We start from the raw sequence: 23,145 nt of genomic DNA, 5'->3' as shown, positions 1-23,145 counted from the left end.
TGCCATCAAAGCCGGCGGGACGATCAAAGCCATCATCGATGATATGAAGCGGCTCGAGGCCAGACAAGCGAAGTCGAGGGAGAACCTCCCGAACGCGGCAGAGCCGCCGCCTCTCCTACATCCCGATATGACGGATATCAGCGTCAGTGCCTAGGTGCGGCAGGCCACAGCATGCGAGTTGACATAGCTGCTTTCCTGGCAGCTCGTCAGCTTCTGGACAGCCGACTCTCCTACCATAGCAATCTGGTCTCTCGCCGAAGGAACTGCTGACGCTGAGCTATCCATTGGGCGGACCTGCAAGAGACCATGTTCCCAAAGGCAACAAGGAGAGCAGCATGGACTTAAACCGAATCGGCGGTGCCGGGCCGTCAAGGTCCCCAGAGGAGTACGCCTGGAATCAAGAGGATGAAGATTACCTTCGTCAGTTCCTGGATGAAGCAAGGACGAACGAGGCGGGGCCCTCATCGGCTGCCCCTGAGGAAACATATGATGTCTCATGGGCGGTTCCCGAGAGATTTTCCCATGGTTCTCAACCCGCCCCGCAACGAATGATCGAGAGACTGTCCCACCACGGTCTTTTGCCGGACGCGGACCAGCCGACGATGTCCTACGAGATCCGGGGTCACCGCTATACGGCCACGCAGGACCCGACCAGCGGCACTCGTCTCATCCACAATCCCCCGGAGGACCAGAGGATGGGCGAGGGGCCGCAGGGCGTACCAGATTTCGGAGCATTCTTCCGGGAGACCTGCCGTCGCAACGTCCCGCTGCCGGAGCAGTGGGCCCCGCTGGCCCTGATCGAGAAGCTGCGCGAGGCGGGTTACATGCCTACCCCTGACCACCCAACAACCATCGCGCTCGACGGCAAGCTGCACAAAGCCGAATTAATCGAAGGAGGGTTCGTCAGACTTACGCGGCAAGGGTGAGACTGCAGACGATGACTGAACCAGCCCGTGGCTAGCGTCCTGCAGCCTTCAGGCCTGTTACATAGTCGCCAGAGCTAAGCAACCGAGTTAGAGCGGCAATTCTTGTTGCAGGCTGCTTTGAGAATGCGAAGTTCTGAGGCTTTGAGCCTCAGAACCTCGCAATTCCGCTTTCCGAACGCCCTTCGGGGATGAAGCATGTCTCCCTATCCATGTCCGAGGAGGGATGCGCCGAAGATGTACCCAACCATGGGATCAGGCGATCTGTTCTGGGCCAAGCTGGACCGGATCAGCAAAGCGCGAATTGGTTCTGCTCGCCGGCCAGATCGATGGGATTGGATCGACAGCGAGTCGTGCCGCTTATCGCGAGAATGTTGGCCGGATTTCGCGACGCACTTCATGATCGGGCTGCTGTTGCTCAAGCGCACTTGCGGGCTCTCCCGGCAACGGCGGAACAGCTTTTTTAGTCGATCCGGAGCCCACCCGCGCGAGCAAATATGGAGGCGCCAATAGCCGACACGGCGGCGTCCAGTGGGCGATCGTCTTTATGCGCAGCGAAGTCCAGCGGTAAGCGGCAAACTGAGGCCGTTCAGGCGGCGTGATTCCATGGCATAAGTGTCTCATCTCGCTGTTTGGCCAGCCGTTGGTAATGTGCTGAAGCGTAAGGGTAACCCACCCACTCCACCAGACGAGGTCTCTTTCAGTCTCTTTGCCGCTTACAGTCTCTCAGATCGGACTGAATTGTTGTGGTGAGGGAAAACGACCCGAGATATATCGATTGAGAGACCTTTGGCTGCCGCATAAGCCCCGCTCTTTGGAAATGACACGCCAGTCTGCGCCTGCAGAGGAGAGGAGCCAACGATCATGCCGTCCCAACTAGATGCAGAACGTCCGTCAAAACATATTTTCTTTCTCGCGTTCGAATTGAGCAAAACCTATCTTGCGCAACGTTTTCAAAGTTGACTCATGCTGAACTGCCGCCCATTTTTCGCCTTCTCAGAATACGGTCATAGGAATATCGCTGCGAGCGTACCAAGCGCGCCAAGCACCAGCCCGATCAGCGAACCAGCCGTCGGCACATCTCGAAAGAGCAGAAGCGTGAGACTCGGTTCCACCACTAAACTTGCTCCCACCGAGATGGAGATGATTATCCAAATATTCTTCAGATGCATGTAGCCTAGTGCGTATCCGCAGACGAGCAGGATACCGCCGAGGGATATCAGCAGGAACATCGGCAGGAGCGCTGTCAGATGCCCGCCGCCTGCCTTTCCAAACTGCTTTGAGGCAATCAACTCCGCGATTATCGAAAGCGCTTCTCCAAGCAAAAGCGCTCCCACCGCTACAATCTTCAATATTGAGCTCATACGCTCCTTAAAGGCGCCGGCACCGCAAAGGGCTTGGCCAGGCACTAGCGCTCACGGAGCTCCGTGCCCATGAGCAGCTCCTTAGTACCGATCGACGCCGATTAGGTACCAATGGAGCAGCAAGACTGGTCAAAAAGAACGCAACCGTGATGCGGGTGTCAGCTCCCAATCCAGAGCATCACGGCCTAAGCTGCGATCCGCACGGGAAGCACGGAATAACCGTGCACAAAATTTGACGCAATTCGCTCGGGCTCGCCGACAACCTTGACCTCTAGCCCCGCATTCAACATTTCCTCCCACAGGATTCTCAACTGCAGTTCCGCAAGATGTCGACCAACGCAACGATGGATGCCGAAACCGAACGAAAGATGCTGCCGCACGTTCTTGCGGTCGATCACGAAGCTGCTCGCGTTCTCGATGACCTCTTCGTCGCGGTTACCAGAGATGTACCACATGACGACCTTGTCACCTTGCCTGATTCGTTTCCCACCCACGATGGTATCGACCACGGCGTTCCGGCGCATATGTGCGATGGGTGTCTGATATCGAATAATCTCGGACACGGCGCTCGACACCAGCTTGGGATTATCGCGTAGTTTTCGCAACTCGGAGGGATACCGGTTCATGAACAGGAGCCCCCCGGTGATCGAATTGCGCGTAGTATCATTGCCTCCCACGATCAGCAGAATCAGATTCCCGAGAAACTCACTCGGATCCATATGGCGCGTCGCAGGAGAATGCGCCATCATGGAAATCAAGTCGAGGCGAGGCTCGGCATTGATGCGCTCATTCCAAAGACGGGTAAAATAGTCCAGGCACTCGAACAGGATTTTGCTTCGCTTGTCCCAGCTATCGACAGCATGACCTTTTTTCGGAATTGTAACACCTACGTCCGACCAATAGGTCAAGAGCCGCCGATCCTCAAATGGAAAGTCGAATAGTGTGGCGAGCATCTGCGTCGTCAACTCAATGGAGACCATGTCCACCCAATTGAACGCATCATTGCGCGGCAAGCCGTCCAGAATCGTCCTGACCCGACAGCGAATTAAGCCTTCGAGTTTTGTCAGATTTTCCGGTGCAACTATCGGACTTACTGTATCGCGCTGCTCGCGATGTTTGGGAGGACCTATCTTGATGAAACTCTGAGTCCAGTGCTCATCAGGCACATCGATAATCGTGACTCCTCGCTCTGACGAAAATACCTTATGATTTGTATCTACCGCCAGGATATCTCGGTATTTCGTTAGGGACCAATAGGGACCATAAGGACTGTCTTGGCAGTAATGAACGGGATCTTCCCTTCGCAGCCGCTCGAAGCAGCTCCATATGCTATTATCTTGAAAACGCTTTGCTTCGCTTACGTCCAGATTGCTCAGCGGGATATTGCAAGCATCGTCGGCTCCAACGTCTGCCAATCGAGTTTCCATGATCGTCTCCGCAGATCTTGCTCGCTCGAGAGCTTACGGATCCATATAGCGATTTAAGGTTTCGAGCTGCCGTAGTGTCTTGTTGGGGGTTGTCGTTCGACACGGTATCGCAAAGTTTACGCAACCACCCCCTACCATTTCCGGCAGTCAGGATCGCATTGACTCTCTAAATCAATCTGTTCCAGTGGATCGATGAGAAACTATCACCGGTAGACAGGCGTCGCGTCATGGCAGCCGCATTACTGCTCGAGCTATCGAACAGGACGCAATGTGATCCTTCTTTGAAAACGGCTAACCCCGCCATCTTCGGCTGCTCGGGACCGCCCCCTCAATTCATTACTTCGTTGGCCGCAGGATCGTGGGCGACAACTGCCAAAGTGATCGTCGCCGCCGAAATCAATTACCGTTCCGCCGAGAGAAGCCAATTTGTACTTCAACACGGCGACTAGCCTGCGAGCGTCCATCATCCTGAGGAGCAACTTGCCATTTAGGCAGGGCAGGACGTTTTCGCGAACGATCGGCATCGAGTTCGCGATGCGCGATCGCCTGCTGCATCGCATGCATATCCTCCAGACCGGCCGCGTTGGTTGCCGCCCGCGCGAACGCTGCGGTTTGGTGGCGTCGCCCCGCTGCGGAACGCCGCGCTGCTTGCAATTCCTTGCGCCGGGACCTGAAAGGATCAGACGAATGACAGCACACCTCATGGCGTTACAAGACCTAAATCCCAGCCGCCGGGAACTACAGATTACGACGACGGCAGGGTGCATCGTCCGATGTTCCTATTGTCCCCAGGATAAGTTCGCAGAACGCCAACGACCCGTGTCCCAAGCGAAGCACCTTGGTCTTCAGGATTTCAAGCGATGTCTGGCACGCGTACCAGCGGTTATCGATATCGGCTTTGCGGGTTACTCGGAGCCTTGGCTCCATCCGGAATGCACGACGATGGTTGAGTATGCTTACACACGCGGCCATGGCATCCGCATTTTCACGACCCTTGTCGGAATGAATAGGAGTGACGTTCGACGCTTGCAAATGCTGCAGTTCAAGAGCTTCGTCGTGCACGTCCTCGATGACGGCACTTACATGAACAGCCGCCTTGTCGGAAAGACCTATCTCAATGTCATGCGGAGACTGGTCGAGGCGAACATTCCCTCAATTCGATACATCGTTCTTGGCAAAGTCCATCCCAAACTCGCCGACATCATTCCCGCCAAACAGTTAACGCGCTTACGGCCGCTGACGAGCAGGCGAGGACGTACTGATCCGAGTATCATCAAACCACGACGGCCTCTCGTCGGCACTCTAACTTGCATTGGCGAACGGCAAAATCGAAATGTCCTCCTCCCGAACTGCGACATTAGTCTGTGCGGCATGGATTTTGAGCGGCATCATGTCCTGGGCAATCTTCTGCGAGACGAATACGAGGATCTCTTCGAAACACCGATATTTCGCGAAATCATCGATCGCATGAACGGAATGGACGGCTTTCTGCTTTGCAGGAGATGTGAATATGCCAAACCGCAATCGTCGGGAGGCATGACCGGTGCCGGTCACGCCTTTTGAGGAGCAGGCCAGCAAATGCCAACGCTATGAGTTGTAAGCGACGAAATGACAGGAGCGAAGCGTCGCCTTTCGCGCCCGAATTATTGAGGTCTGCTGAACACCGGCGCCCCCCCGTTACGATGGCTTGGGCGAACTGACGCAAATTCGTGCAACTCGGCCAGAGGGGAGCAAAAGACGGCCAGAACTGATTCTGGCCGTCGGCACGAAACTATCGTGTCAGGATACGAAGAACCTCCGTAGAATAAGGTAGCGACGCCGCTTCCCCGCCGCGGCGCAGTCGCCGCCTCGATCACCAGATGAACTTCGCGCCATCAGGCAGTTCGCAGACAAACTCGCCCTGGTTCACGAGTTCGGTCGTCCCGATGACAAGCTTGGAGGCCTGCACCGTGAGTTTACCTTCGCGGCTGAGGCTATGACGAATGCATTCGGTCACGGCATGCCCGGAGCTGTCCACGGTTTGGTGCGCATTGGCGAAGCTGATGCCGTTCCGGGTGGTCACCCTGAAGGCATTGATGACCAAACCGGCCTGCGTCGCCGACCCGGCCTTTCCACCCTCGGCGGCGGTACAGCGGCTCATATCCAGTATGAGCTTCACATTCTTGCCCGTCTGCAAGGCAGCACCTCGACGTATTTCGGCGAGGGCTCATCGGCCCGGGCCATCGCGCTCACGCAGGCGATCGAAAGCAAGGACAATAGGATCGACAGGCCTTTGCCAATAAACTTCATAGGTTTTTCCTCGGTGAGAACCACAGATCGCAGAAGCGCAACGTTGCAGGATCTCGTGCTCGCAAGGCCGTTTGGCGAGTTCGAGCATCACGTGCGGTCGCGCTTTGCGACAAAAACAACCTATCGTAAACAGGCGCAAGTGGTTGTGGCGGCTATTCCGACGTCACAACCTCGTAGGTCAGGTTTGCTGAAGTCGCTTCTCCTCGGGCGACATCGCCGGACCGACTTCATCAAAGACGCGGCCACTTGGAAACCACAAGCGGCAAAGCTCCTCCAACGGAGGTCGACATGATTGAGCGGATGAGCTTTTAAATGTGTGTAAGCGCGCGGTTTCCGGTCAACAGTTCGACCAGGGCGCATCTTGCCAGGTTGTTTACGGTGATACCTGCATGGCTCTCTGCCACCTAAACAATACGTCCACAATGAGGACGACGACAAGCGCCCAACGCAGCGGCGTGAACAAGCCTTGCCCAGTCAGGGCGTCTGATGTCGGCCTTAACAAACAAGAATGCCAGACGGCGAAAAACAGCGCCGACTTTGCTCTACCGCTTTGCGCGGCTTCCGTTCGGCTGGCCGCTCGCCTTACTGGACTGAATTCATCCATCCGGCAACCCTCAGCGGATATCGCTTATTTCCCCGTCCGTCAGCTTCCTGAAAGCTACATCTACGAAAATGTACACGAACGAGCAGTACTTGAAAGGCATCCAATGAATATTGATCCGCGGAATGCTGCAGAAACTCCGGTTTGCGTTCACGACGTCCTCCCGCAGCCGCACCGGGTGCCCCGGCAGCTCGATGAGTCGAACGCACAGACCAGCTCAACGGCAGAACCGTCCGCTGATCAAGCAAGCTTCGAGCAGCAGCTGGATGACCTGCATCCGACTCACCCAACGTCGGATTCAGTTCCTACCGCAACAAATTCCGCAACTTCCACGTCCTCGACTGGGCCAAACGAGGCCCGGCAAACCGTTCGCTATCCAGCCGCATCATTTGTGGGCGCGCGCGCTCAGCTTGCCGCAACGCTGACAGGCGCCCCCCTTGATGCGCTCAGAAATGAGATCGAATTGGCTGTGCAGCAATCGGCACGGTGGTCGCCATCGACCGCCGCTTTCGACGGCGGTGTCGATCGGGAGCGCGTTTTCGATGACGTGGTAGGATCGTCATATGTCACGCTGCGGCGCTTCCAGAACCAGGACAGCGATTGCAGGCCGCGCGTGGAAGACAACACGAGCGCAATATCGCATGTGCGCAACACGGCGCGGGATCATTCTTCCATGGGAGATCCTCTGGAGCGATATCCCATGGACCGGGCGCGCCAAGCCGGATGGCATATGCGCGGTCGAACAGCATCCCCCTTCGTGTCGCTGGTTGAGGATCCATCCAAACTGGTCGATTCGCGCGATCACTGGGCACGAGCGATCGCCCAAAGTACGAACGCGCTGCACACCTACGCCGTACCGAGGTCCGCGGTCTGGACGCCCGACGACGTGCTGAGCAGCATTGGGCTCGGAATGAATGTTGAGGATCAGCACAACATCGATGCGGATGTGGACCTCATGTGCGCGCTGGGCAGAACGCCAACCCGAGAGACCGAGCGCCTTTTTCTGGGCGGCAATCTCGACGACTACCGGACCGCCGGCGACCCAAATCCGTACAAGCGCGATGGCAATGATTAGACGGCCTCCTGCGCGCCCTTTGTCGGTAAGTGCCTTCGTGCTGAAACGCTAGGCACGTCCCCCAGGGAAGAAACGGAGGATGTGCCATGAGCGCAGGCTTTACAAACAACGTATCGAGCAGCCTCCGCATGCGGCCTTCAAACGGGTCCTGCGAACGGGTCAGGCATCTGGAGCCGCCCGAATGGTTCTTTCACGCGTTCTTGGCACGGCGCCCCAAGCGCTTCTGGCATCCCGGCATCGATCCGATGGCTAGCGGTCACATTCGTCATCGAGCCCGGTGACGTGAAGCGCTGAAAGCTCGGCTTCTGTTCACGGCCGTCTCAGCCTGATTCTGGAAGCGCGTTCGATCAGAGGACGGTCAGACCGATCGCACCACCAAGCGCAGTAAAGCGGCATCAACCGCGGCATGCGGTGCATCGCGGCAGAGCCCATTCGTCTCCTGAATGCGTTCCATCGAAACAATCGATTTTGCCGATCTTGCGCGAAGACCCCATAGTCGGCGGAGCAATCTTGGGAGGCCGCATTCTACAATGTAGTGTGACAATCTTTCTCAGTCCCCTGCCGGTCAACTCGACTTGGGCAATCGCGCGTTTGCATCCAGGATGTAAATGACGCGGCAGGTCCAAGCATCCCACGACTAGCCATAGTTTGTCTGGCTGATCGCCACGTCTGAGGCGATCAGCCAGCCGCCCGGTCAGACGCTGTGGACAGCGGTGACGCGTAGTAAGAACGACTGCCTCATAACACGCTGCCATCGGCTACGGCTCACGCTGGACGTCATAAGGTAATGCATACGACGTCGAAGAAGGTGAGAGCGACCATGATTCGCATGTCGATGGCCGCGTCTGTGTCGACGCCGCTCCAGGGCGCCCGCACATTTGACGGCACTCCGCTAACCAACCGTTAAAGACACTTGAATCGCACCGTACGTGAGATTGTAGGATTTCCGACAGCCTCACCACAAAGAACCCCACTCGGGCGAACACTTCCTGATAGGTAGCAAGAATTGCGAACATCTTTAAAGCTTAATGCAGCCCCACTCCGCCCCGTCACGCGGGTCGACCACTCCTTTCGAAGGCGACTTTTCAACGCCGCCTATCTGCAGGACGGACGAATCAGCACTGCCTTAGCCGGAGCAGACTGTAGCAGGCGCGTAGAATGCGGCCCCCGCTTATCTCGCTCCGTGCCGACACAAAGGAACTTTAAGGTCGAGCATCGGTCATTCGGCCGTCGTTCATCCCAAGCGATGAGAGGCAGCTGGCGTAACGACTTCAATCCGATGATGCCTCATTGCGGCGTGCCGCGCCTTTTCGGCCTCGTGCACTGCTGTCGAGGGTATGCCGCGTCCGGGACATCGGACGCGATTGAAAGTCGGGATCGCTGGCGTCCTGCATGTCTATCACCGGCTACCGAACGGCTCTGTCGCTAGCGGGTAGGCGCATCGATCGCATCGTTACGCGTCGCGGCTTCTGAAGCATCGGTCAGTTGCGGGGCGTAAACTTCTTCAAGCGGAAAAGCGTGCTTTGTCATGACCTGGCGACGCCATAGGCGCAAGCATAGCAGTGCCGACCGCGGGACTAGAGCAAGGTGGCGGAGTTTCCAAATGTCGATTTTGCTAGACGGTTCAGATCCAGCTGTCTCCTGCGCTTGGGTATCGATCGCGCCGTCTGGCGCTAACGATATCGAACGAGGCGGCCCAGCGCGTGCACGCCTGGCCGCGATCAGCGCACCTAGGCATCCGTCTGCTGCTTCTGCTTTGGGCCTCGTGAATGATTTCGGAGATCTTCCCAGTCCACGGCAGACCACCGCTTTTTTGTGTTCGGTGACAAGTGAATGGCTCGACTTGCTCGCGCGCCACCACGATCTGCTTCGTCGCTCTCGGGCTTTTTCAAAGTGCGCCTCTGTGAGTTTGGTCGACGCTCTTGGTCACCCGTAACGCGCGCAGGTCTCGGCGTGGATGAACGAGAGGCGATGAAATGCGAATTCTCTTGGTTGATCATCATGCGGACTTTGCCCGCGCTGTGAAGGAAGCGCTCCTCGGTTGCGGGTTCGCGGTTGACGTGACACGCACCCTGGATGAAGCGGCGGCAGCGCTGGATTGCGCCAGCTACCACATTCTCTTGCTCGAATCGGCTTTACCGGATGGAGACGGCTTGAACTGGCTGAAGCAATTGCGGCGCGACGGATGTTCAATGCCTACGATGATGATGAGCAACTTGAACGATCTCGCCCGGCGGATCGCGATCTTTAATGCGGGTGCGGATGATTTCCTGGCCAAGCCCGTCTCAATCGACGAACTCATCGCTCGCATGCGCGCTATACTGCGACGGTCAACGCAGATGACGGCGCCGGTCGTGACATTCGGCAACCTGCATTTCGACCCGATCGGAAGACAAGTCTCCGTCAGCGGCCGAGTACTGAGGATTGCGCGCCGGGAAGTGTGCATTCTTGAGCATCTGCTGAGCCGCGCCGGCCGCACCGTGCCTCGGTCGTCACTGGAGGATAGCCTGTATGCCTTCGACGACGAGGTCTCCACCAACGCGCTGGAAGTTGGGATCTATCGCTTGCGCGCGCATTTGAGCCAGGCGGGTGCAACCTTAAGAATCAAGACCGCGCGCGGCGTTGGTTACACCCTTGAGCTCGTTAGTGCGGCATCGGCCGCCTAATCGATCGAACTTGAAAGCACAATCCCTTGAAGGTCATTAACAATGCTGCCGGCGCTGACAAGTCGCCGATGGTTTCCACGGCGCCGCTCTTTGCCGCTCTGCCGCTTCTCTGCTACGCCCTCTGCGCGCTCGCAGTGCTATTTCCATTTGCTGCCGCGGCTCAGACAAAGCGGGACGGCAAAGGAGAACCGCCGCGAGCTGCGCCTGGCAGCGCGACCGGCACCCTCAACCTGTCCTCCTCACAGGGCAAGACAGTTCATCTGACCGCTCCTGCGGCCAGCATCTTTGTTGCAGATCCGGCGATCGCCGATTACCAGGCCCCCTCAAACACGACGATCTTCGTGTTTGGTAAAAAGCCTGGGCGGACCAGCCTGTTTGCCTTGAACGACGCCGGCGAGGCCCTCGCCGAGATGCGTGTTGTGGTCACGCAGCCGATTGAGGATCTGCGTGCCACGCTGAGAGCCGAGGTCGGCGACTATCCGATTCTGGTCAGCTATACCCCGCGCGGAGCGATCCTTGGCGGGACCGCACCCAATGCAGACGTCGTCGAGACCGCCAAGAAGGTGACCGAGCAGTTTCTCGGTGCGGGTGCGCTGGTCGTTAACAAGATCCAGGTCGCCGGCTCTTTGCAGGTGAATCTCAGCGTCCGCGTGGCGGAAGTCTCCCGCAGCGCCGTCAAGGATCTCAATATCAACCTCTCCGCCTCGGGCCAAAATGGCGCCTTCATTGTCACCGGAAAAAGTGCAGGTTCCGGCGCTGCGGGCGGCGGCGGCACGGTCGGTATCGGATTTAGCGCCGGCAGTATCAACCTGAGCGCTGTTCTCGACGCGCTCGCCAGCGAGCACCTCGCTTCAATCCTGGCTGAGCCCAACTTGACGGCGATGTCCGGGGAAGCTGCGAGCTTCCTGGCCGGCGGCGAATTTCCCATTCCGGTCATGCAGGATAACCGGCAGGTTTCGGTCCAATTCCGCCAGTTCGGCGTGAGCCTGGAGTTTGTCCCCACGGTCCTCAGTAACAACCAGATCAACGTGCGCGTGAAGCCCGAAGTCAGTGAATTGTCGACAGAAGGTGAAGTCAAAATCAACGGCATGGCCGTCCCCGCCCTCTCGACGCGGCGTGCCAGCACCGTTGTCGAGCTCGCCAGCGGTCAGAGCTTTGCAATCGGGGGGCTCATCCGGCGCAACTTCAACACTGACATCGGCGAGTTTCCTTGGCTCGGCGACGTGCCGATTCTTGGCGCGCTTTTTCGCTCCTCATCGTTTCAAAAGCGCGAAACCGAGCTCGTCATTGTCGTCACACCCTACATCGTTCGGCCGGGATCGAACCCGACTCGGATGAGTGCGCCGAACGATCGCATCGCGCCGCCCTCAGATGCGGGCCGCGTTCTGACGAACACGCTGGCACGGCCGTCCCGAGATCGCGATGGGCCCCGCACGAGCGCACCAGGGTTGACTGGCGGTGCCGGCTTTATCATCGAGTGAGGATCGTCAAATGACCTTACGACATTTGTGCCATTTGATCGCTGTTGCGGCAGCATTAGGCGGATGCGCAAACAATGCTTCGACCCATTCTGGATCGGCTCAACAAGCGATTGAGGTGGAGCAGAAGAACAGCGTGTTGGTCCTGCAGAGCCTTCGCGGCTCCGAAAGGCACCGGCTGCACAGTTTCATTGCAACTGCGAGTGGCGGCCGGCGGGATGCACTTCATATCGAGGTCACCGGCTCGCCCCGTCTCATCGCCCAGGTGGCGCACGAGGCCCGTGCCATGGGCGTTGCCCCTTACAACATCCGCCTGTCGGCCTCCCCGCTCGATCTGCCTGCCCGTTTCGGGGTGAGGATCGAGGCGATCACCTATCAAGCCCATCCTCCTGTCTGTCCGTCGCTCTCCATCGTCGGGCCTGCAGTTGACGATAATTCGTTTGACCCGACGCTCGGCTGCTCGACCAGAAGCAATCTGGCAGCCATGGTCAACGATCCGCTCGATTTGCTGGACAATCGATCGGTTATGCCAAGCAATGGCGATCGTGCCGCCGGTCCCGTTGCGAACTACGGGACATTTACCGCGCGCAACAAGAGCAATAGCGACGATGGAGCCAACAGGGCAGCGCCGGAAGCCCCAGCGGGCGGAACGAGGGACATACAGCCGCCTCGATGACGGCCTTTCGCAATCGCAGCCCCTCGGTCAAAACGATCTAGACCAGTCCGGCAGCGTAAAGCGCTTTTGCGACCGGCTCGAAATGCTCTGAAGGAACCGGGTTGCCCAGCCTTGCTTTGCCGAGGAGCTGGCGCGCCAGGATGTCGTCATCTACAATACGGAGGCGGAGCGCGCGCGCCTCATGAAGCAGCTGTGACGCAGCGTCGCCTTCGCCACGGCAGACCAGGATCGGCACGCCGGTTTCGCCGCGAACATAGCGCAACCCAATCAAGGTTGCCGCTCCCCTCAATATCAAAGTGGCGCGATGGACGCCGAGCGGAGCCTCGTTCGCCGCCTCCTGCCGCAGACGGCGGTGCTCACGCTTTATCTGCGGATTGCCTTGCTGTTCCTTGTTCTCGCGCTTGGCCTCTGTTTCCGTCATGCGCATGTCCTGCAGAAACAACCAGCGCTGGATCAGAAGGTCGGCCAATCCGCCGACCAGAAAAGCCGCAGCGGCAATTCCGGTTAGCAGTTTGACCTCGGTGAAGACGAAGCCAAGACAGCCCATGCCGCAGACCGGCAGGTACACCAGCGTCTTCCAACTTGCCATCACGGTGAGGAACAAACTCGTCCCGAGGACCACCACCTTGACCAGCGTCTTGCCAAGTTCGATCAACGAACGTTTCGATGCGATCCGCTTCAGGCCCTTGACGGGATCCAATTTCTCCAGCTTCGGCTTGAGCGGCTCCGAGGCAAACATAAAGCCGCCATTGGCCAGGATATTCGCCAACAGGGCCGCTGCCACGGCACAGGCGAGCAATGGCGCGACGGCTGCCAGCGAAAGCTCCAGCAAGCCACTGAGCGCTTGCGGGACCGCGCTCGTGAACGGCTGCTCCTGCACTTTGTCGATCAGCCGGACCGTTTCGTGCCACTTGTCTTCGATCGGCCCGGCTCTCCACCACAGACAGCCGAAACCGGCGCACGCGCTGACACCGCTCACCAAATCGGAGCTGCGCGCGCTCTGCCCCTTCTTGCGCGCATCGCGCAGCTTCTTGGGAGTTGGAGGTAGCTTTTTCTCCTCGCTCGAGCCGCTCATTTCAAGAGCTTCTTCAGATATTCCAGCACGTTGTCCGACGTGAGGATCTCAGTTCCCGCGTATTCAAGAAGATAGACGGTGTAGCTGACCATGATGAGACCGAAGGCGACATTCTTGATCGTCGGAGAGAGATCGTTCAACTTGAGCTGCGATGCAAAGCGCCCCAGCATCATGACCGATACATCGATCAGCAGCAGCAGGGCCAGCACCGGCCCGGCGACCAGAAGCGTCGTCAGCATGATGTGATCGAGTAGGCTCAGACATTGCATTGCCCCTTGCGCCGTCACCGCGGGCAGAAACTGATACACGGGCCAGATCAGGTAGCTGCCATAAAGGCTTCTCACCATGGTCTGCAGGCCGCCCACCAGAACGAAAATCGTGACCGCCGTGATACCGAGAAAAAGCCCGGTTCCCGACGCTTGGCTGTGCGTTGCGGGATCCTCCGCCGCCACCTGGCTCGAAATTCCCCGTTGAGTATCGATGATGTCGCCGACCGCCTGGATACTCCATAATGGGATACTGAGCAGGATTCCGAGCAGAAGGCCGACGAACACCTCTTTCAGACCGAGCATGGTGACGCTGACCAGACGCGTGTTTGGATCCAGCGCCTGCAGGCCGAGCTTGATCTGCGCCAGACACGGCAGTCCGATCGCAATCGTCAGGCTTCCTCGAACCAAGCCGCTGATACGTGGCCTCGTAAAGACGGGAAGCACCAGCATGATTCCCAAGGCACGGGCCGCACCAAGACCCGTTGCGGCGACAAGTTCGATCGCGCCCTGGACCAGAGCTTGCGCATCTGTGGGGGACAGTCCAGCCATCCAGGCTCTGCTAGTATCTGCCGGTGAGTGCGGGAAACTCGCTGAAGATGCGCTCGGCCTGCTCGATGAGGGGAGCACTGAGCACCGGAGAAAACCCAGCGAGGACGGCGACGACGACCAGAAGCTTCACCGTCAGGGGCAAGGTTTGATCCTGGAGCTGCGTCGCCGCCTGGATGAGGCCGATGATCAATCCGGAGACCAAGGCTGCGAGGAGCGGTGGCAGAACCCAAATCATGAACAGGACGAGCGATTCGCTCAGATGCGTGAGGATACCGGCTTCATTCATTGTCCGCCTCCCGGCGTTGTGTAGCTCAATACCAGCCCGTGCATGAGACGTGACCAGCCATCGATGGTGACGAACAGAAAGAGCTTGAAGGGAACAGATATCACCGTCGGGGACACCATCGACATGCCCATGGCCATCAAAATCGTCGTGACGATCAGGTCGATGGTAATAAAGGGAAGATAGAGAAGAAACCCGATCTCGAAACCACGCTTGAGTTCGGAGATCAGGAAAGACGGGACCAGAATCACAAAATCATCGGCCGTAGCGCTGCCGCGCATCTCTTCCGACCAGACATGTTCAGTCGAGGACAAGAAAAACCGGCGCTGCTCTTCATTGGTGAATTTCTTCAGATGGGCGCGCAGCGGCTCCTGTCCGTCCTTGGCGGCGGTCACCCAGTCATCGAAGGTTTGGTAGCGAAGTTGGGGATCAGTCAAGCGGTTGTAGGTCTGCTCAAAGACCGGAGCGCTGATGAAGACGGTCAGAATCAGTGCCGCGCCGTACAGGACAATGTTCGGCGGTATCGATTGGGTCCCGAGCGCATTGCGAACCAGGAAGAGAACAACGGAGACCTTTATGAAGGCGGTGGTTGTGACGACGGCGAACGCGAGCAGGCCGAGGCCGACCGTCACCGCCAGAAGCGCGAGGATGCTGGGTTGAATCTCAGTCATTGACCGCCAACCTGCCGCGTAACCTGACGGCAAGTTTCTCGCCAATCCGCACGAGGTCGCCGCGTCCAATGCGTTGGCCGTTGGCAAGGATATCGACCGGACCATCAAGCGGCCGGCCAAGTTCGAACACATGACCTTCGTTGATAGTTCGCAAGGTTCCCAGCGGCAGGGGCCAGCGGCCGCATTCAAATACAAGTGTGATCTCGAGGCTGTCGATGTCGGCTTCAGAAGGAAGCTGCTGCGCTTCTGGTTGTGTCGTCATATGTCCACTCTTCAGGGGGTGGGATTGCAAGCGGAATGGCCCCCGCAGGACCAGCCTGTCGCGGGCAATCTCGGCAGGAGCCCATAATTGGTCAGCGGCAAGGATGATCTGGCCGCAAGCGAGGGGAATTGCGTCCGGCAGCAGCGCGTCACCTTGCTGTGCTTGACGAACAAGCCCAATCGTGACGCGGAGCGAGCCAATCTGGCCTGCAACGATGACAGGCAGCTCAGGACGAAGCTTGGGCCGCTGTCGCGGCAATCGGCCAAGCAGTTCGCCGAGGGCGCTGAACGCAGGCGGAACGGGACCGTCGAGAGACGGGAATAGAAGCAGGCGAGCCTTCGCTGTAAGCGGACCATAGGCGACGTCGAATTCAATATATGGACCCGACATCACTGCTTTATGGGTGCGGATAAGCTGCAACGGCCGTTGGATCAATCTCTCCAGTGGAGCGAGCAATTGTTCAAGCGCGAGTTCAAGGATCAGCGAACGACTTGGCTCGGAAGGTAAGGTCAAACCACTCTGCACGTTCGCAATCAACGCTTCCACAAGCGAACCGGGCAAGGACAAGACGACCGTTTCGCCGCCGGCGTCAAAGACGCAGTCAAGCATCGATGCCGCAGCCGGCTCGGCCTGCCAGACCAGCCGGTTATGATCCAGCGACAGCGGTTTATCTCCTAGATGGCTTTGCAGAGCGACGCGGAAAGCTGCGATTTCATTGAGCCATGAGACCACAGCATGAGAGAGGATCAGCGCTGGTCTGAACGGTGCGGGTTCCCCCGACGATCGCGACGCAACCCTCCCTTCCACATCAGGGCGTCCTGGCGTTGGAGAAGTGGCCATCAGGTCGACTCGCCTCCCACTTGGCGATCTGATCCCCTCCGGTACCGAAGCACGACCTCATCATCGGCTTCAATTTCGGCCGCAGCTTCGCAATGCGCGTCGGTCATGCGCTGAACGTCGCGCTCGATCTCTTGCCATTTTTGGCTCGCCGTTGAACGTTTGGCCCAGAGGGTCCGCGCCTCAAGAACGGCAGCCTCGGCCTGGTCTTGAGCGGAACGTGCCTCATCAAACGCCCGTTGCGTCGCTGCGATCTCCTCTGTGAGCCGCCCAATGATGAGATGGTGGCGCCGCTCGAGGTCGGCGACCGATATCGCATCGGCCGACAACATTTCCCGATAAAGCTCGGCTTCAACCCTTGCGCGGCGTCGTTCGGCATTTGCAAGATGCTTGGAAGCCTGTTCGACGGCTTCAACCGCGATGTGGCGCCTGGTTTCCATGTTGGACAGTTCACGAAAGGCGCTTCGCTCCCTCATGTCCTTGACGAGCCGCAGTTTAGACGCATGAACGCCATTCAGGCGGTCAGACGTGACATCCATGCCACCGTCTCCTCAAAACTGCATGCCTGGTCCTGACCCTGGCGCAAAAATGCCCGCAACTCATCAATCGAGGCGATCGCCCGGTCCGTCAACGGATCGGAGCCTTGCTTGTATTCGCCGACCTTGATCAAAAACTCCGCCTCGGCGTACCGCGAGAGCAGATCACGGAAGAAGGATGCCGACTTGCGATGCGGCACAGACACGATTGCGTCCATGACGCGGCTTCGGCTCGACAACACGTCGATGGCCGGAAACTGCTCTCGCGAGGCAAGCGCGCGTGAGAGAATGATATGGCCGTCAAGTATGCCGCGCGATTCTTCGGCGATGGGATCGCCCGTGCCGTCACCTTCGACGAGCACGGTATAGAAAGCCGTGATTGAGCCGTGCTCGCCCATGCCAGCACGCTCCAATAGGCCTGGCAACAGCGCGAAAACCGAGGGCGGAAATCCGCGTCGGGTCGGAGGCTCTCCTGCGGCAAGGCCGATTTCACGCATGGCGCGGCTAAAGCGCGTCAATGAATCCATCATCAGAACGACGCGCAATCCTTGATCACGAAAATATTCGGCCAGCGCGGTTGCCATATGGGCGCATTGCGCCCGCTCCATGGCCGAACTGTCGGAGGTTTCAACGACGACGACCGAACGGTGCATGGCCTCGCAAAGATGGCGCTCGATGAATTCACGCACCTCCCGGCCACGTTCGCCGATCAGCGCGACGATGGTGACATCGGCGGCCGCGCCTTTGACGATCTGCGACATCAGCGTCGACTTGCCGCAACCAGCGTCACCATAGATTCCGATCCGCTGGCCTTCTCCACATGTCAGAAGCCCGTCGAGGACGCGAACGCCAAGCGGAAAAGGCTGTTCGATGCCGCGTCGCTTCATGGGGTTGGGCGCCCTGCCGCGCAGCGGGCGAACTTCGCCAGTCTTTATCGGGCCCCCGCCATCGAGTGGACGGCCGAAGCTGTCGATCACGCGGCCGAGCAAATTGGGACCGACTGGCACTTCCTGCATTCGCCCGGTCGTGACCACTTCCGCACGGTTGGACAATCCGACCATGTCGCCGATCGGGGTGAGTAACACCCCGTCCGGCAATAGACCGATCACCTCGGCCTCTAGTGACCATCCGCTGCGAGGATCTTGCAGGAGGCACAGTTCCCCAACACGGGCCTCCGGCAGAACGGCGTGGAGCAGCGTCCCTATTGCCCGCGTGACCCGACCACGAACGGCGCGGGTGTCAATATGCTTTGCGGAAGATCTTAAGGACGAGAGCGCGGCGTGAACATTCCCCTCCCCTGCCGCAGCCTCATGGGCTGGTCGTTGCATGGTCACGGCTCGCCCTCCTGCGAGGACAAACCAAGGCCAAGACGAAGCGCGCGGACCTGCGCGGCAAGTCCAAGGTCGACATTGCCAAACTCGCTCCACAAAACGCACTGGTCCGCCGTCAGCGCAGGATCCGGCTGAATCCTGACCTTAGGTCGGTCGTCAAGTCCATCGTAGGCCGCGAACTCACTGGCCAGCAGATCGGCTTTCAGGGGCGATACGTGAAGGCAAACTTCCGTGTTCTTATACTTCTGCTCGATGGCGTGACGAACGGCCCGCACCAGCATCTCGCTCGGCTCAAAGGCACCCAGCAAATTGCTCACGATCTCAATGACCAACTGCGGCAATTCCTGATCCAGAGCGGCCTTTCGCTGCGCCAGTTCACAAACAGCCTGCGCGATCAGCCGTGTCATTTCCTCCGCTCCCGTCTTTTTGCCCTCGGCATGGCCGCGCATCCGTTCCAGCTCATAAGCTTTGCGTCCCCAGCTACGAACGCGCTGCAGATGTCGCTCGGCAGCGGCGAGCGCCTGCACGGCATCGTGCCAGACCTTGAGTTCGGCTGCCCGTATCAGGGGCCCGAGCGGGCGAATCCGCGGCGCCACCGGCAATGCTGGGACATCGGCGGTCATCCCCTGGCAACCTCCGTCCTCAAATGGGCCATGACCAAGGAAAGCAGCGGGCCTGCGGCACCACGGTAGTCGGCCGCCGGATTGTCCGCGGCGGTCCCAACGGGCAAGCGTAGAAGCACGCGGGTACGCTCAAGCGCTGGAGCCTCGTCGAGCCAGGTGCCGAGACAGACGAGCCCATCATGTTCAATCTGTCGCGATAGTTGCTCCGGGTCGGCAATGGGCGTCGTTGCGACCGCGCTTGATAAATGCCGGATCCCAAAAGCATGCACTTCGGCACCGATCAGTTCGACCAAAATTGATAGATCGTGCCTTGAAACCAGCTTCAGGACCGAGCGCGCATGCCAGATACTACCTGCGAGCAGGGCAGCTCGACGCGGATCATGCCCGAGCAGCAGGTCTTCGTTCCAGTTGGCTCCGCTCACATCGACTTCGCCGCCAAGCAGCAGCCCGGCCAGTTTTGGCTGCAGTCTGGAACTCTGCTGCAACCGTAGCAACGTGGGAGGCGACAGCAACGGATCAAGGCGCGCAGCAAAGCGGCTCGGATGGATGGAGGCAACAAGCTCGCGCAGCCGATCGGAAGCCAACACGGACGAACGATTGGATTCGGTGAATGACATCGATGCCGACATAAGCGTCCTGACTACGTCGCATCAGAAGTGGTCTTCTCGTCAGCAGCCTGGACGGCCGGCACATTCGAACCTCCGCCAAACATGGTCAGTTTGCGCGACGATTGTCCGAATTGACGAATACGCGCGCCCAACAACACGTAAGAGGCGATGCCGAATGCGGCGCCGGCACCGCCCACCCCGAAGGCAAGCAACGGCGTTGAAGCAAATTTTGCTGGTTGAGGGGAACTGACTGCCCGTGACGACTCAAGCGGCGCCCGCTCAACCGGCACAAAGACGACCGCCACCTTGTCGTAGGAGAGCCCCTCGATGCTGTTGGCGACCAGCATCTTGATCTGCGGTAAGAGCACCGAGAGCTTCGCGTTAGAGCCATGTCGAATGAAGACCGACGCCGAGGATGGGGTCGCATCCTGCCGCAACAGATCGTTCTTCGGCAGAACGACATGAACACGCGCTGAAAGGACGCCATCGATATTGCTGATCGTGCGGGATAATTCTTCGCTTAGCGCATAGATGTAACGAGCGCGCTCCTCGATCGGTGAGGCAACCAGTCCTGACCCCTTGAACACCTCGCCAAGATTCTTAAAGGATTGGCGAGGCAGCCCCTCGACATTCAGCAAGTCAATCGAATACGCAAGCTGCTTTTCCTCGACCTGGATTGCGCTGGTTCCATCCTTGGCGACAACACGGACCGCATCGACACCCTTGCCAAGAAGAAGCGCGAGCATCTCATTAGCCTCACGCTCCTGAATCTTGGTATAGAGATCAGTCTTGCAGCCAATCAAAGCAAGAAGGAGCGGCAGGGCAAGACAAATGCGAAGCCGCCGCCACGATCGATGGCCGCCACCGCCACGCCTCTGGACCACGTCAGTCATCATCCTCGCTCAGCCGGCCGATAGCAGCTTGTTCAGCGACGAACTGACGGCGCTGGTGCTCTTGGAGACAAGTGAAACCTGAACGACGTCTCTGTAGACATCACGCAGACCAACCATCATCGAATCGAAATCCGAACCTATCGGCTTAACCGCCGCATGTGTGCCGACATCATCCACCTGCACGAGCAGCTGCGCAGCCGGCCCCCCTTGCACGCCATTCGGAGCAGGCGCGCCGCTGACCGCGGGAGAAACGGCATGGCTCCGGTACATGGTGGAAAGCGCATGAAGGACGCGATCGCCCGGCGGACTTGCGAGCGCGCTCGCTCGCTGAACCTCCGATACCGGCGGAGCGACTGCCGCTCTAGCTGAGACTGACGAGGCGGCGACCTCATTGGAAGACGCTTGCGCAAGGGACTGCTCAAAGTGAGCCTGCTCGCCAGTGACTGCCGGCGAGCAGGCACTGGAAACACAGTCAGCTGAATGGGGAGAGATCGGCGTTGCGCCTACCATCATATAAGGAGTCATTGTGCTCGTGTGATGAGATCAGGCATTGTTGAACGACGAACGGATCATGAGCGTAGATTGGCGAGCTGACGAAAACCTGACGAAGATGCCGCTGGTTACGTCATCTAAAGATCACGTTTGGCCTTCACGTTGGAATGAAATTCCAGGTTTGTTTTCAGGCGGAAGGCCTTCGGGAATGCTCATCCGATCCACAACGGTCTACACTTTGAGGAGAGTTCTCCATGTCGGAGTTTTTGTCTATCTGGGAACGGTAAGCGCGCTCGGCGCATCCCTCTCACTGCCGTCGGCTCCTTACAGCTACACGGTTCTGGATCAGGACCTTTCCGCCGCGCTGCAGGAGTTCGGCAACAATCACAATATCAGGGTCAATGTCAGCGCCGAGGTAAAGGGCCGGATTCGTGGGCGAATGCCGGACCTGCCACCGCGAGAGTTCCTCGAGCGCTTGACCAATCTGTACAATCTTCAATGGTATTACGACGGTCTCGTGCTTTACATATCCGCGGCTCAAGAGGCGCAAAGCCGTCTCATTGTGTTGAATCCGATCAGCTTCGATGCGTTCAGGACCGCGCTCGATGTGCTCAACATCTCCGATGAGCGCTATATCGTGAAGCCGGCTCCAGGAGATGGCCTCGTCCTGGCTTCGGGCCCGCCGCGCTTCATCGCGCTCGTGGACCAAACGCTCAAGGGCCTTGTGGCGGAGGCGCAGGCGCGGCGGAATCCAACCGCTGCTGAAAAGCCGCCACTGGGGTCGGTTTTGATGTTGTTTCGTGGCTCCTCGAGCACGGTCATTCGCGACGGACGACCTGAAAGCCACTATTCCTCAGAAGCGCAGCATCAGGACGGCATCGTGCGCGAAGCTGCAGGCCAGAAGTGACTTAACAATACGAGAGAGCTCGAGCCGAGGATCCGAACTGCATTCGCTTAAATCCATCTGATCGTCAGCTTTTCGAAAGCTGCCTCACCCAGGATGAGCCTGTCTGGATGGCGGTGCCTCGCATCGACCGCGCCAGACGTGTGCATCCAGGAGGGCTTGAAGATCAACGCGAACCTCCGAAACAGCTGCTTCGGTCTCGCAGGGCAGGAGCCTTCGCATTGCTCGAGCTGCTCCATCATGCGGGAGTGACAGGATGGATTTCAACGAAATCGGACCATCGAACACGAGCCCGGACACCAATTCACCGCTACCGCCCACGGACGCTACCGGCTTTGAGCAGCAGCTCAACGGCGCTCAGGGTGGTGCTGCGCCACATCGTACCGCCTCGCCCGCGCTGCCGGGGGAGCCCTATTCGCCATATCTGGACGCAGGCCATCCCTATTCGCCGTACTTGGATGCTCGGCACCCTTTTTCGCCGTACCTGGATATAGCGCAACCCTATTCGCCAGGCTTGGGTTGGGAGGATGATTCGCATGCGCCGGCTGCGCTCGGTGCAGATCCAGCACCAGAACGGTCCCCGCATCACCTCTCGCAGCAGACGATCGCTCAGGCGATCGAGGCGCATCCTGATTTCGACCAAGATTTGCTATGGCAGGATATGGATAAAAATCCCTCGCACGCCGGACCATCTCAGGCTGGGCCTTCCGAAGTTGTACCGCCAGAACTTTCCGAGTTCCGTATGCGGGACGGACGTCTCGCCAAGGACTACTGGGTTTTCATGGGCCAAACAGCCACAAGCGCTCAGATCGACATGCTGGAGCGCAGCGGGGTACTGCCGACCCAAGACCACCCGACCAAAGTCTTTACCCTTTTCGGCGTACCTCACACGGCCGAATGGAGAGACGAGGGCTTCATTCGCCTCACGCCAGCACTGGACCCGAGCCTTTGGCCCGCAGATGTGGACGAAGACAGGCCGGCAGACGCGGGGCAAGATCCGCCCGCCGGCTAGTGCCCATAGCTTTAGCAGCGACAAGGGCCATGTGCGAAGGTTGATAGATTGTCTCCGCCAACAGCAGGAGCACGTGATGACGATCGCTCTTGGCTGGCGGATACTCCGCCGGCCAAGTTCCTTTCAAGGGGTCCACTCGATATGCGGAAACCTGATCGAAATTGTCTAGCTGTACGGCTGAAGAGGAGCGATCACCAACTGGCCTCCTCACTCTACTCGCCTCCCGGCCGTTTGCTGTATGGAGACGGCCGCGTCGATGACCCTGATCATCAAGCGCCGTCATCGCATGCACGGTCGCCCT

Annotated in this window: 22 protein-coding genes; 8 read left to right on the top strand and 14 right to left on the bottom strand. The window is 58.7% G+C overall.

Annotated features, from left to right (window positions below; translation table 11 throughout):
- Positions 1–602: 602 nt before the first annotated feature.
- A complete protein-coding gene (locus tag K359_RS61980; RefSeq protein WP_156928880.1) occupies positions 603–926 on the top strand; it encodes a hypothetical protein in 324 nt (107 codons plus the stop codon).
- A gap of 1,004 nt (positions 927–1,930) precedes the next feature.
- Here K359_RS61980 and K359_RS0138115 read toward each other — a convergent pair.
- Both K359_RS0138115 and K359_RS0138110 read right to left on the bottom strand, forming a co-directional pair.
- Entirely contained in the window at positions 1,931–2,275 is a 345-nt protein-coding gene (locus tag K359_RS0138115; protein ID WP_224496573.1) for a hypothetical protein, read from the bottom strand.
- A 197-nt stretch (positions 2,276–2,472) separates the two neighbouring features.
- Positions 2,473–3,714, bottom strand: a complete 1,242-nt coding sequence (locus K359_RS0138110) for a cytochrome P450 (protein ID WP_029083936.1) — start codon at positions 3,712–3,714, stop codon at positions 2,473–2,475.
- Positions 3,715–4,248: 534 nt separating this feature from the next.
- Here K359_RS0138110 and K359_RS54330 point away from each other — a divergent pair.
- The gene (locus K359_RS54330) at positions 4,249–5,277 is read left to right on the top strand and encodes a radical SAM/SPASM domain-containing protein (RefSeq protein ID WP_224496572.1); all 1,029 of its coding nucleotides are present in this window, start codon (positions 4,249–4,251) and stop codon (positions 5,275–5,277) included.
- A 289-nt stretch (positions 5,278–5,566) separates the two neighbouring features.
- On the opposite strand, the gene K359_RS54325 is transcribed toward K359_RS54330, so the two are convergent.
- Positions 5,567–5,890 (bottom strand): VirK family protein, encoded by a 324-nt coding sequence (locus K359_RS54325; protein ID WP_224496571.1) that lies wholly within the window; start codon positions 5,888–5,890, stop codon positions 5,567–5,569.
- Positions 5,891–6,710: 820 nt separating this feature from the next.
- Here K359_RS54325 and K359_RS0138090 point away from each other — a divergent pair.
- From K359_RS0138090 to K359_RS0138075, 4 genes are all read left to right on the top strand, one after another.
- Complete coding sequence (locus tag K359_RS0138090) at positions 6,711–7,679, top strand: hypothetical protein (protein ID WP_029083934.1); 969 nt, start codon at positions 6,711–6,713, stop codon at positions 7,677–7,679.
- A gap of 1,976 nt (positions 7,680–9,655) precedes the next feature.
- On the top strand, positions 9,656–10,345 hold the full coding sequence (locus K359_RS0138085; RefSeq protein WP_029083933.1) for a response regulator transcription factor: 690 nt from the start codon (positions 9,656–9,658) through the stop codon (positions 10,343–10,345).
- Between the two features lie 26 nt (positions 10,346–10,371).
- The gene (locus K359_RS0138080; RefSeq protein ID WP_029083932.1) at positions 10,372–11,826 is read left to right on the top strand and encodes a type II and III secretion system protein family protein; all 1,455 of its coding nucleotides are present in this window, start codon (positions 10,372–10,374) and stop codon (positions 11,824–11,826) included.
- Between the two features lie 10 nt (positions 11,827–11,836).
- Positions 11,837–12,499, top strand: coding sequence for a CpaD family pilus assembly lipoprotein (locus K359_RS0138075; protein ID WP_029083931.1), 663 nt, complete (start codon positions 11,837–11,839; stop codon positions 12,497–12,499).
- 37 nt (positions 12,500–12,536) lie between these two features.
- On the opposite strand, the gene K359_RS0138070 is transcribed toward K359_RS0138075, so the two are convergent.
- The 11 genes from K359_RS0138070 to K359_RS63605 are packed head-to-tail and all read right to left on the bottom strand — an operon-like array spanning position 12,537 to position 20,946.
- Positions 12,537–13,574 carry an EscU/YscU/HrcU family type III secretion system export apparatus switch protein gene (locus K359_RS0138070; protein WP_029083930.1) on the bottom strand — a complete coding sequence of 346 codons (1,038 nt, stop codon included), beginning with the start codon at positions 13,572–13,574 and terminating at the stop codon, positions 12,537–12,539.
- Positions 13,571–14,392: a type III secretion system export apparatus subunit SctT gene (sctT, locus tag K359_RS0138065; RefSeq protein ID WP_029083929.1), complete on the bottom strand. Its 822-nt coding sequence runs from the start codon at positions 14,390–14,392 to the stop codon at positions 13,571–13,573. The genes K359_RS0138070 and sctT overlap by 4 nt, the downstream gene beginning before the upstream one ends.
- Before the next feature lie 10 nt (positions 14,393–14,402).
- Complete coding sequence (locus tag K359_RS0138060; RefSeq protein WP_029083928.1) at positions 14,403–14,678, bottom strand: EscS/YscS/HrcS family type III secretion system export apparatus protein; 276 nt, start codon at positions 14,676–14,678, stop codon at positions 14,403–14,405.
- Positions 14,675–15,346 (bottom strand): type III secretion system export apparatus subunit SctR, encoded by a 672-nt coding sequence (sctR, locus tag K359_RS0138055; protein ID WP_029083927.1) that lies wholly within the window; start codon positions 15,344–15,346, stop codon positions 14,675–14,677. Before sctR ends, K359_RS0138060 begins: the two co-directional genes overlap by 4 nt.
- On the bottom strand, positions 15,339–16,448 hold the full coding sequence (gene sctQ, locus K359_RS0138050; protein WP_084518646.1) for a type III secretion system cytoplasmic ring protein SctQ: 1,110 nt from the start codon (positions 16,446–16,448) through the stop codon (positions 15,339–15,341). The genes sctR and sctQ overlap by 8 nt, the downstream gene beginning before the upstream one ends.
- Complete coding sequence (locus K359_RS0138045) at positions 16,448–16,984, bottom strand: hypothetical protein (RefSeq protein ID WP_029083953.1); 537 nt, start codon at positions 16,982–16,984, stop codon at positions 16,448–16,450. Before K359_RS0138045 ends, sctQ begins: the two co-directional genes overlap by 1 nt.
- Entirely contained in the window at positions 16,960–18,309 is a 1,350-nt protein-coding gene (sctN, locus tag K359_RS0138040; RefSeq protein ID WP_175612405.1) for a type III secretion system ATPase SctN, read from the bottom strand. Before sctN ends, K359_RS0138045 begins: the two co-directional genes overlap by 25 nt.
- Positions 18,310–18,311: 2 nt before the next feature.
- Entirely contained in the window at positions 18,312–18,935 is a 624-nt protein-coding gene (gene sctL, locus K359_RS0138035; RefSeq protein ID WP_029083924.1) for a type III secretion system stator protein SctL, read from the bottom strand.
- Positions 18,932–19,552: a nodulation protein NolU gene (locus K359_RS0138030; RefSeq protein ID WP_224742050.1), complete on the bottom strand. Its 621-nt coding sequence runs from the start codon at positions 19,550–19,552 to the stop codon at positions 18,932–18,934. Before K359_RS0138030 ends, sctL begins: the two co-directional genes overlap by 4 nt.
- A 23-nt stretch (positions 19,553–19,575) precedes the next feature.
- The gene (gene sctJ / locus K359_RS0138025) at positions 19,576–20,436 is read right to left on the bottom strand and encodes a type III secretion system inner membrane ring lipoprotein SctJ (protein WP_029083922.1); all 861 of its coding nucleotides are present in this window, start codon (positions 20,434–20,436) and stop codon (positions 19,576–19,578) included.
- A 9-nt stretch (positions 20,437–20,445) separates the two neighbouring features.
- On the bottom strand, positions 20,446–20,946 hold the full coding sequence (locus K359_RS63605) for a nodulation protein NolB (RefSeq protein WP_166216057.1): 501 nt from the start codon (positions 20,944–20,946) through the stop codon (positions 20,446–20,448).
- A gap of 190 nt (positions 20,947–21,136) precedes the next feature.
- Between K359_RS63605 and K359_RS0138015 the strand changes: the two genes are divergently transcribed.
- Complete coding sequence (locus tag K359_RS0138015; protein ID WP_029083920.1) at positions 21,137–21,835, top strand: hypothetical protein; 699 nt, start codon at positions 21,137–21,139, stop codon at positions 21,833–21,835.
- Positions 21,836–22,088: 253 nt separating this feature from the next.
- Positions 22,089–22,844 (top strand): hypothetical protein, encoded by a 756-nt coding sequence (locus K359_RS61975; protein WP_156928879.1) that lies wholly within the window; start codon positions 22,089–22,091, stop codon positions 22,842–22,844.
- The last annotated feature ends 301 nt before the right edge of the window (positions 22,845–23,145 follow it).

It is taken from the genome of Bradyrhizobium sp. th-b2 (assembly GCF_000426785.1).
Lineage (GTDB): Bacteria > Pseudomonadota > Alphaproteobacteria > Rhizobiales > Xanthobacteraceae > Bradyrhizobium > Bradyrhizobium septentrionale.
Note: the sequence above shows the minus strand (reverse complement) of the source record. Positions and strands in the feature narration are given on the sequence as shown.

Coding starts and splice junctions, on each gene's coding strand:
- sctR (WP_029083927.1), bottom strand. CDS start 15,346: ATGACTGAGATTCAACCCAGCATCCTCGCGCTTCTGGCGGTGACGGTC.
- K359_RS0138085 (WP_029083933.1), top strand. CDS start 9,656: ATGCGAATTCTCTTGGTTGATCATCATGCGGACTTTGCCCGCGCTGTG.
- K359_RS0138045 (WP_029083953.1), bottom strand. CDS start 16,984: ATGGATGTCACGTCTGACCGCCTGAATGGCGTTCATGCGTCTAAACTG.
- K359_RS0138075 (WP_029083931.1), top strand. CDS start 11,837: ATGACCTTACGACATTTGTGCCATTTGATCGCTGTTGCGGCAGCATTA.
- K359_RS0138015 (WP_029083920.1), top strand. CDS start 21,137: ATGCTCATCCGATCCACAACGGTCTACACTTTGAGGAGAGTTCTCCAT.
- sctN (WP_175612405.1), bottom strand. CDS start 18,309: ATGCAACGACCAGCCCATGAGGCTGCGGCAGGGGAGGGGAATGTTCAC.
- K359_RS61980 (WP_156928880.1), top strand. CDS start 603: ATGTCCTACGAGATCCGGGGTCACCGCTATACGGCCACGCAGGACCCG.
- K359_RS63605 (WP_166216057.1), bottom strand. CDS start 20,946: ATGGTAGGCGCAACGCCGATCTCTCCCCATTCAGCTGACTGTGTTTCC.
- K359_RS61975 (WP_156928879.1), top strand. CDS start 22,089: ATGGATTTCAACGAAATCGGACCATCGAACACGAGCCCGGACACCAAT.
- sctL (WP_029083924.1), bottom strand. CDS start 18,935: ATGACCGCCGATGTCCCAGCATTGCCGGTGGCGCCGCGGATTCGCCCG.
- K359_RS0138090 (WP_029083934.1), top strand. CDS start 6,711: ATGAATATTGATCCGCGGAATGCTGCAGAAACTCCGGTTTGCGTTCAC.
- sctT (WP_029083929.1), bottom strand. CDS start 14,392: ATGGCTGGACTGTCCCCCACAGATGCGCAAGCTCTGGTCCAGGGCGCG.
- K359_RS0138070 (WP_029083930.1), bottom strand. CDS start 13,574: ATGAGCGGCTCGAGCGAGGAGAAAAAGCTACCTCCAACTCCCAAGAAG.
- K359_RS0138110 (WP_029083936.1), bottom strand. CDS start 3,714: ATGGAAACTCGATTGGCAGACGTTGGAGCCGACGATGCTTGCAATATC.
- sctJ (WP_029083922.1), bottom strand. CDS start 20,436: ATGACTGACGTGGTCCAGAGGCGTGGCGGTGGCGGCCATCGATCGTGG.
- K359_RS0138030 (WP_224742050.1), bottom strand. CDS start 19,552: ATGTCATTCACCGAATCCAATCGTTCGTCCGTGTTGGCTTCCGATCGG.
- K359_RS54330 (WP_224496572.1), top strand. CDS start 4,249: ATGCGCGATCGCCTGCTGCATCGCATGCATATCCTCCAGACCGGCCGC.
- K359_RS0138060 (WP_029083928.1), bottom strand. CDS start 14,678: ATGAATGAAGCCGGTATCCTCACGCATCTGAGCGAATCGCTCGTCCTG.
- sctQ (WP_084518646.1), bottom strand. CDS start 16,448: ATGGCCACTTCTCCAACGCCAGGACGCCCTGATGTGGAAGGGAGGGTT.